The sequence below is a fragment of the Mesorhizobium sp. P5_C1 genome, from assembly GCF_054049815.1.
The window spans coordinates 1-6513 of the sequence record NZ_JBFULQ010000317.1; the positions used below are offsets into that span (position 1 = coordinate 1).

The 6513-nt window shown below is 63.2% G+C and carries 7 protein-coding genes; 4 read left to right on the top strand and 3 right to left on the bottom strand.

The features are described from left to right. On the top strand, positions 1–765 hold a 765-nt coding region (locus tag ACXJ7R_RS21660), incomplete at its 5' end, for a phosphoribosylaminoimidazolesuccinocarboxamide synthase (RefSeq protein ID WP_457153636.1). Between the two features lie 91 nt (positions 766–856). Continuing rightward, complete coding sequence (locus ACXJ7R_RS21665) at positions 857–1252, top strand: acyl-CoA thioesterase (RefSeq protein ID WP_095090906.1); 396 nt, start codon at positions 857–859, stop codon at positions 1250–1252. Positions 1253–1508: 256 nt separating this feature from the next. Here the strand turns inward: ACXJ7R_RS21665 and ACXJ7R_RS21670 are convergent, their stop codons facing one another. Continuing rightward, positions 1509–1877: a winged helix-turn-helix transcriptional regulator gene (locus tag ACXJ7R_RS21670; protein WP_167392347.1), complete on the bottom strand. Its 369-nt coding sequence runs from the start codon at positions 1875–1877 to the stop codon at positions 1509–1511. Positions 1878–1966: 89 nt separating this feature from the next. On the opposite strand from ACXJ7R_RS21670, the gene ACXJ7R_RS21675 reads away from it, so the two are divergent. Continuing rightward, on the top strand, positions 1967–2572 hold the full coding sequence (locus tag ACXJ7R_RS21675) for an NADPH-dependent FMN reductase (RefSeq protein ID WP_095090908.1): 606 nt from the start codon (positions 1967–1969) through the stop codon (positions 2570–2572). A gap of 55 nt (positions 2573–2627) precedes the next feature. Here ACXJ7R_RS21675 and ACXJ7R_RS21680 read toward each other — a convergent pair whose 3' ends face one another. Beyond that, positions 2628–3041 carry a winged helix-turn-helix transcriptional regulator gene (locus ACXJ7R_RS21680; protein WP_457153637.1) on the bottom strand — a complete coding sequence of 138 codons (414 nt, stop codon included), beginning with the start codon at positions 3039–3041 and terminating at the stop codon, positions 2628–2630. A gap of 97 nt (positions 3042–3138) precedes the next feature. Between ACXJ7R_RS21680 and ACXJ7R_RS21685 the strand changes: the two genes are divergently transcribed. Next, positions 3139–4119, top strand: a complete 981-nt coding sequence (locus ACXJ7R_RS21685) for a quinone oxidoreductase family protein (protein ID WP_457153638.1) — start codon at positions 3139–3141, stop codon at positions 4117–4119. Between the two features lie 42 nt (positions 4120–4161). On the opposite strand, the gene ACXJ7R_RS21690 is transcribed toward ACXJ7R_RS21685, so the two are convergent. Next, positions 4162–6195: an ABC transporter ATP-binding protein/permease gene (locus tag ACXJ7R_RS21690; protein ID WP_457153639.1), complete on the bottom strand. Its 2034-nt coding sequence runs from the start codon at positions 6193–6195 to the stop codon at positions 4162–4164. Positions 6196–6513 lie beyond the last annotated feature (318 nt).

The following is a 6513-nucleotide window of genomic DNA, read 5'->3' on the forward strand; positions in this document are numbered from 1 at the left end:
GCGCGGTACTGGTTCGAGGAAACCGCCGATATCTGCCCGAACCATGTTCTCGAATATCCCGACCCGAACGTCGTCGTCGGCACAAGGCTCGACATCCTGCCGGTCGAAATCGTCGTGCGTGGCTATCTGGCGGGAACCACCAGCACCTCGATCCTGACAAGGTACCGGCGCGGTGACCGGGACATGTATGGAATGACCCTGCCGAACGGCCTGCGCGACAATGAAAAACTGGCCGAGCCAATCATCACGCCGACCAGCAAAGCCCAGCACGGTGGCCATGACGAGCCGCTGTCCAAGGCCGAGATCCTTGACCAGGGCCTTCTCACCCAGGCGCAGTGGGATACCGTGTCGGGCTATGCCTTGCGGCTGTTCGCCCGTGGACAGCAGCGCGCCGCCGAACGCGGCCTCATCCTCGCCGATACGAAGTACGAATTCGGCACCGACAGGAACGGGACCATAATCCTTGCCGACGAAATCCACACGCCGGACAGCAGCCGGTACTGGATCGCCAAGAGCTATGAGGAAGCCCTCGCCAGCGGCAGCCGGCCGGAGAGTTTCGACAAGGATTTCATCCGGTCGTGGGTCTCTGCGCGATGCGATCCTTACAGCCAACCGATACCTGACATACCCGACGAGATTGTCGAACAGGCATCCCGGGTCTATGCACAGGCTTACGAGGCAATCACGGGCAGAGAATTCTCTCCCGACCTTTCTGGGCATAACGTCCTGGATCGCATTCGCTCAAACCTCGCGCGTTACTTCTAGCGGCCAAGCGAGACTTCGGTGGGTGGCGCGTTGACCTCTCGGCGCCATGACGCTACGGGATCGAGGGCATTGACCTCGAAGGATTTCCCCCATGGTGCACTACGCTGAAGGACGGCCGCTCGGCGATCTGACGCTGCGCACGCTGGCCATGCCTTCGGATGCCAATGCGGCCGGCGACATCTTCGGCGGCTGGGTGATGGCGCAGATGGACCTTGCCTGCGGCATCCGTGCTGCCGAGCGCGCCAAGGGCCGCGTGGTGACGGCGGCGGTCAAGGAGATGTCGTTCGCCAAGCCGATGAAGATCGGCGACACGCTGTGCATCTACACCCATGTCGAGCGTGTCGGCCGCACCTCGATGACGCTCAAGGTCGAGGCCTGGGCGCAGCGCTATCTCTCAGACCTGATGGAGAAGGTCACCCATGCCGATTTCGTCATGGTGGCGCTGGATGGCGAGGGCAAGCCAAAGGCGGTTCCGGCAGAAGCCTGACCGGGGCTTCGGCGCGCAGCCATGCCGGGGTGAACACGCGGCAGATGCGAAACGGGCCGCGCGCACGGTCTGTTGATGAACGAAGACAATCAGTCAACGATTGCTGAACGCCGCGCTGGCAGGTACCGCCGCGGCTTTGTCCTTGTCCGCTGACGGCGTTCGTCTGAAAGGCAGACCCGAACCCGGTCAACTGCCGCCGACGGAATGCAATGTCGCTAGCGCAGCCATCGGCGAAAACCATTCCAATACAAAGGCTTCAGGCATGCGTCGCGTCGAATTTCTCGCGTGCTGCCCGCACGCGCGTGGTGTTGACGCGAGCCCATTCACCGAGTGCGCTGACCGGGATCAGCAACTCATGGCCGAGTTCTGTCAGCTCGTAATCGACGCGTGGCGGAATGGTCGGGAACACCGTGCGGGTGACGAAGCCGTCTCGCTCCAATCCGCGCAAGGTGGTGGTCAGCATCTTCTGCGAGATGCCGCCGACAGCAGCGCGTAACTCATTGAATCGCAACGGTCCTTGGCCGAGCTTTCCGACCACGAGAACGGTCCATTTATCGCCGACGCGCTGCAGGATTTCCGAAACGGCGCGGCAATCTTCGGTGTTGAGCGGGTTCCTCAGTAACAAAAAGGTGCCTCCTTGCGCCGCGAGTTGACAGTATCTCATATAGCGCCGGTATCCAAACGATACCAGCTTTACTTGCAAGGAAGAGCCCCATGTCAAAACCCAAGATCGCCATCGTTGTCGGTTCCACGCGCGCCGCGCGCTTCGCCGACGTACCAACCCAGTGGATCGCCAAGATCGCCAAATCGCATGCCGATATCGACGTCGAGATCGTCGACCTGCGCGACTTCCCGCTGCCGTTCTTCGACGAGGTCGCATCCTCCGCCTGGGCACCGTCGCAGAATGAAGTGGCGAAGCGCTGGCAGAAGAAGGTCGCCGAATTCGACGGCTTCATCTTCACCGCCGCCGAATACAATCATGGTCCGACGGCCGTGCTGAAGAACGCCATCGACTACGCTGCCAACGAATGGAACAAGAAGCCGGCCGGCTTCGTCGGCTATGGCAGCGTCGGCGGCTCCCGCGCCGTCGAGCAGCTGCGCCTTCATGCGGTCGAATTGCAGATGGCGCCGGTCAAGTCGGCCGTCCATATCGCCTGGGGCGACTTCCTCGCCGTCCGCCAGGGCGAGAAGAAGCTCGAAGAGCTCGAGCACCTGAACCAGGCCGCCACGGCGCTGGTCAACGACGTCGCGTGGTGGGCCAAGGTGCTGAAGGCAGCACGTCAGGCCGACGCCGTCGCCGAGGAAGTCAAGGCGGCCTGACCGTCGGTTCGAATTTTCCTCCCAAGGATCCGGGGCGGCGCTTGCGCCGCCCTTTTCAATTGTGGGAGGCGTGCGTCTCCCGCGCCGGCCTTGGGCGGATGATGCAATCGGTGAGGCGATGCATTTCGTTGAGCTCGTCGGCGTGGTGCTGGCCCCATTGGCAAAGCGCCAGCAGGATCGGCTCGAGGCTGAGGCCGAGACTTGTCGCGGAATATTCGACGCGCGAGGGGACTTCGGCAAAGATCTCGCGGCTGACGAGGCCGTGCTCCTCCATTTCGCGCAGCTGCTGGATCAGCACCTTCTGGGTGATGCCAGGCATCATCGCCTTCAGCGCCGACAGCCGTCGCGGGCCATCAAAGAGATGGTAGAGGATGACCGCCTTCCAGCGCCCAGCGATCACTTTCAGGGCGCGTTCCGCCGGCAGCATCGGCAATCGCTTGATGGGCGGTCTCTTGCTGGGATTGGCCATGGTCACCTCCTGGTCAGCAGGGGACAAATGAGTGTGTAGTCGAGGCTGCGCAGATAGTGGCAAACCGTGGCCGATGCCATAGCGATCGGAGTTTGCCATGAAAGCCATTCAACTCAGCCGCTTCGGCGGTCCCGACGTGCTGGAGGCGGTCGACCTACCGTCGCCAGTGCCGCAGGCCGGCGAGGTGCTGATCCGCGTCCATGCCGCCGGGATAAATTTCTTCGAAGTGCTGATGCGCAGGGATGGCTACGCGGTGACGCCGCAACTGCCGATGATCCTTGGCGTCGAGGCCGCGGGCTTCGTCGAGGCTGTTGGACACGGGGTGGATGCGTCGCTACTGGGAGCCCGTGTCGCCGCGCCCTTGTTCGTTTCAAAGCATCCTCACGGCGGTTATGCGGAGGAGGTGACGATCGACGCCGATCTCGTCGTGCGGCTGCCGGATGCCCTGTCGTTCGAGGATGCCACGGCGTTGATGGTACAGGGGTTGACGGCCCTTCACCTGCTGCGGCAAAGCCCGCCCGGCGGCAAGTCGGTGCTGGTGCCGGCCGCTTCGGGTGGCGTCGGGTCGCTGCTTGTCCAGCTGGCCAGGCTAAAGGGCGCACGCAAGGTGATCGCGGCCGCCGGCGGCAAGGCCAAGCTCGATCTCGCTTTGTCGCTCGGCGCCGATGCCGCCGTCGACTATCTCAAGCCGGATTGGCCCGCTCACCTCCGTGACATCACGGACGGGCAGGGCGCCGATATCATCTACGACACGGTCGGCGGCGCACTGACGGCTGCGTTGCTGCAGGCTCTGGCACCCGGCGGCGAACTGGTGTTCGCCGCACTTGGCCGCTACACGCTTGCGGCTTCCGACCTGGAAGCGATGATCGGCCGCAACCAGTCTTTGAGAGGTTTCGCGCTGCTGCCGCTGCTGTCCACGGACGTACTGAAAGCCAGCCTGTCCGAGCTGTTCCAACTGGCGGCAAGCGGTCGGCTCCAGGTTGCGATCGGCGGCCGCTTCCCGCTCGACCAGGCTGGCGAAGCGCACCGCTTGCTGGACGAGCGCCGCTCGACGGGGAAGGTGGTGCTGATCCCCTAGTTTTGGTCGATCAATCGCCTGCAGAGACCGCTTTACCCATGGTCACGCTGCCTTTCGGCCAGAGCCCCACAAGGCGCGCCCGATCAAGTTGCGTCTGCCCTTGCGTGGGACAAGATCGACATCGCTGACGAGCTTTGCGCCGTCCTCGCGCCGCTCCAGCGTGATCTTGCGGCTATGGAAGGCTTCCAACTCGGCGCGATGCGCCACGCTTATGATGGTGACCTTGGGCAATTCTTGGATGAGCACCTCCATCATCCTGCCCTGGCTTTTCTCATCGAGCGCCGCGGTTGCTTCATCCAGCACGATGATGTCGGGGCTGTGCAGCAGCAGACGCGCGAAGGCGAGCCGCTGTTTTTCGCCACCCGACAAGGTCTGGTCCCATGGCGCGTCGTCCTCGATCCTGTCTGCGAGATAGGCGAGGCCCACTCTATCGAGCGCAGCCTTGATCTCTTTGATCGTCCAGTTGTCGGCGGCGGCGGGATAGGCGACTGCGCGGCGAAGCGTGCCTGAGGGGATGTAGGGTCGTTGCGGCAACATGAACAGCCGCCTGTCGGCGTGGAAATTGACGCTGCCGCCACCCCATGGCCAGAGACCCGCGACGGCCCGCACCAGCGTGCTCTTGCCTGAACCGGATTCACCGGCCACCAGCACCCGCTCGCCTGGTTCGATCACGACCTTGGTTTCCTTGACCACGGACGTGCCGTCGTCGAGCGTCACGGAGAGATTGTCGATGCTGAGCATCGCACCGTCTTCGGTTTCGCCGCGCTGGATGCGTCCCAGGGCGTCGCTCTGCTCGGCGCGCTCGAGCCCATCGAGCGACATCATCAGCGAGGCGATGCGCCTTGCGGAGGCGTTCCAGTCGGCGAGACGGGGGTAGTTGTCGACCAGCCATCCGAATGCGCCCTGCACGATGGCAAAGGCGGAGGCAGCTTGCATGACCTGTCCAAGTGTCATGCTGCCTTCGAGAAACTTTGGAGCGCAAAGCAAAACCGGCACGACCGGCGCAAACAGGCTCGACCCTTGCGACACCAGTGCGGTGCGCATGTGCTGGCCCGTGAGGAGCGCCCATTGTCTGAGCACATGGGCGAACCTCTTGTCGATGCCGCTGCGCTCCTCCTCCTCGCCGCCGAGCAACGCGATACTCTCGCCGTTCTCGCGCACGCGCGTCAGCGTGTAGCGGAATTCGGCTTCCGCCTGGTTCTTTTCCTCGGAGAGGTGGACGAAATGGCGGCCAATCACCGCCATCGAAGTGGACGTCATCGCGGCATAGACGATCGCCGTGATGACGAGGAAGCCGGGAACCGTGATGGTCGAACCCGAGATTGTGAAGCTCAGGGCTCCGCCGATCGTCCACAGCACCACGATGAAGGTCGAGGCCGACAGAAACGCGTTGATGACACCGGCGGTGAAGTCGACCGGGGATTCGGTGGCAATCCGCAAATCCTCCGAAACGCGAGCTTCGGGGTTCTGGTGGTCGCCGCCGACGAGGTTCAACTGATAGTAGCGGCCGTTCGCAAGCCAGCGCGCGATGACCGCGGTGGTGAGCCAGGAACGCCAGCGGCGCTGAATCGTCATGCGAAGAAAGACTTGCGTAACGACAAGGCTTCCGCTTCCGAGCACCAGCGGCACGAAAACGGCGCTCAGGAAGTACACGGTGTGGGCATCGCGTTGCTCAAGGGCGTCGAAAATCGCCCGGTTCCAGCGATTGATCCCATACTGGAAGCCGACGTTCACGCATATCAGGATCAACAGCCCGATCGTGAACGGCCAGGCGAGCCTGTCACCGCCGCGGCCCCAGTAGCCGCGCGCGCCGATCCAGAAGCGCTTCAACAAGTATTTCTTGCGCGCCTGCTCGGCCTCCTCGGGCGTCAGTTCCGGATCGGGTTCGATGACATCGGGCGGCGGCGCGGCCTGGCCGTTGACCTCGGGCGCGGCATGCCCGTCGACCTCGTGCGCGGCATGCCCGTCGACCTCGGGCGCGGCTTCGACGGTCGATGCCTTTTCCTGGCGCGACTTTTCAGCTCCGCGTGGTTTGGCACCGTTGACAGATTTCAGCTTGGATTTGACCCCGGACATAGGCCGACAACGGCTTAAAAATCAAAAGGTTTCATGGATGTCAGCGCTTCTCGACAATTATCAGCGCGGCTCGGCAGGTGGGTGGCGAGGAGCTTGTCGATGAAACGCACGCGGGCCGGCATGGGGCCGGCCCGCCGCGGCCATTCAGGCTACCGCCGGGATGTGACGTGGGCCGGTGAGCATGCCGAGGCCAAGGCCTTTGGTCGAGCACATGACCCATATCATTTTGACGTGACGTCGTCGCGATCCATATCCACAGCGTAGCGCACGGCGCCGCCGTCCATCCGATGGGCGGAATCGACGTCTTGGTGTTTTAGC

Excerpts from the sequence above, each read along its gene's own strand:
- ACXJ7R_RS21665 (WP_095090906.1), top strand. The coding sequence starts at position 857 with ATGGTGCACTACGCTGAAGGACGGCCGCTCGGCGATCTGACGCTGCGC.
- ACXJ7R_RS21675 (WP_095090908.1), top strand. The coding sequence starts at position 1,967 with ATGTCAAAACCCAAGATCGCCATCGTTGTCGGTTCCACGCGCGCCGCG.
- ACXJ7R_RS21680 (WP_457153637.1), bottom strand. The coding sequence starts at position 3,041 with ATGGCCAATCCCAGCAAGAGACCGCCCATCAAGCGATTGCCGATGCTG.
- ACXJ7R_RS21685 (WP_457153638.1), top strand. The coding sequence starts at position 3,139 with ATGAAAGCCATTCAACTCAGCCGCTTCGGCGGTCCCGACGTGCTGGAG.
- ACXJ7R_RS21690 (WP_457153639.1), bottom strand. The coding sequence starts at position 6,195 with ATGTCCGGGGTCAAATCCAAGCTGAAATCTGTCAACGGTGCCAAACCA.